We start from the raw sequence: 1,354 nt of genomic DNA on the forward strand, positions 1-1,354 counted from the left end.
TGCCCTCACTGCCCTGGCCCAGCAACAGCATGCCGGGGCTCTGACCATGGAAGGTTTTGGTGCCAACCGCACCATCCTCGACCCGCGCCTGCATATGGCGCGCCCGGCGGCCGGCCAGCAGGAAGCAGCCAAGGTGCTGCACAATCTGCTCGTCCGAGACGACGCGCCGGCACCGACCACCTTGCAGGACCCGCTGTCGATCCGCTGCATGCCATCGGTCCATGGCGCACTGATCGAGGCGATCGGCCAGGCGAGACAGGCTGTCGAGATCGAGCTCAACGCCGCCGCCGACAACCCGCTGGTGCTGGGCGATGATGAACTGGTACTGTCGACCGGCAATTTCCACACCGCCGCACTGGCGCTCGCCTTTGAGACGCTCGGCCTGGCGATCGCCCAATGTGCCGCGGCCAGTGCCGCGCGCTTCATTCAGCTCACCGGTTCGGGCCGCAATGGCCTGCCGAAATATCTGTCGCCGGTCGGCGGCGCCTCGGCCGGCTTCGTGCCGCTACAGAAGACAGTGACCTCGATCCTGGCCGCCATCCGCCACAAGGCCAATCCGGTGATGCTCGACTTTCTGGCCGTGTCGGAGGGCGTCGAGGATCACGCCACGCAGACACCTCTGGCGGTTGCGAAATGCGCAGGGATGATCGCGCTGTGGCGGCGGCTGATCGCCTTCGAATTGATGGCCGCGGCACAGGCCGTCGACCTGCGCGACGGCTTCACACTGGCGCCGCGCACGGCCGCACTTCACGCGGCGATACGCTCGCTCGTCCCCATGCTGAAAGAGGACCGGCCGCTCGGCATCGACGCCGAAGCGCTTTACGCCGCGCTCGCCGGCGGAAATTGGCCGGCCTGACGCGGCTTCTCAGAAGACGACGGTCTTGTGGCCGTTGAGCATGACGCGGGCTTCGAGATGCAGCTTGACGGCGCGCGCCAGTACCCGGCTTTCGATGTCGCGCCCGACGGCGACGAAATCCTCGGCGCTCATCGCATGGGTGACGCGTTCGGTCTCCTGATCGATGATCGGGCCCTCGTCGAGGTCGGAGGTGACGTAATGCGCCGTCGCACCGATCAGCTTGACGCCGCGGTCGAAAGCCTGGTGGTACGGCTTGGCGCCCTTGAAGCTCGGCAGGAACGAATGGTGGATGTTGATCGCCCGTCCGAACAGCCGGTCCGACAGACCTTTTGAAAAGACCTGCATGTAGCGCGCCAGGATGACCAGTTCGGCCCCTGTCCGCTGCACCAGGTCCAGCAGTTTCTGTTCCTGTTCGGCCTTGTTCTCCTTGGTGGTCGGCCAATGGTGGTAGGGAATGCCCTCCAGCTCGGCGAAGCGGCGGGCATCCTCGTGGTTGGA

General features: G+C 65.8%; 2 protein-coding genes. One reads left to right on the plus strand and one right to left on the minus strand.

The features are described from left to right. Window positions 1–856, plus strand: an 856-nt coding sequence (locus EN969_RS31235; RefSeq protein ID WP_164758669.1) for an aromatic amino acid lyase, incomplete at its 5' end; no start/stop codon positions are given. A 9-nt stretch (window positions 857–865) separates the two neighbouring features. Here the strand turns inward: EN969_RS31235 and EN969_RS31240 are convergent. Further along, a partial coding sequence (locus EN969_RS31240) for a formyltetrahydrofolate deformylase (protein ID WP_127419743.1) occupies window positions 866–1,354 on the minus strand: 489 nt, incomplete at its 5' end.

The organism is Mesorhizobium sp. M7A.F.Ca.CA.003.01.2.1, assembly GCF_003998945.1.
GTDB lineage: Bacteria > Pseudomonadota > Alphaproteobacteria > Rhizobiales > Rhizobiaceae > Mesorhizobium > Mesorhizobium ciceri.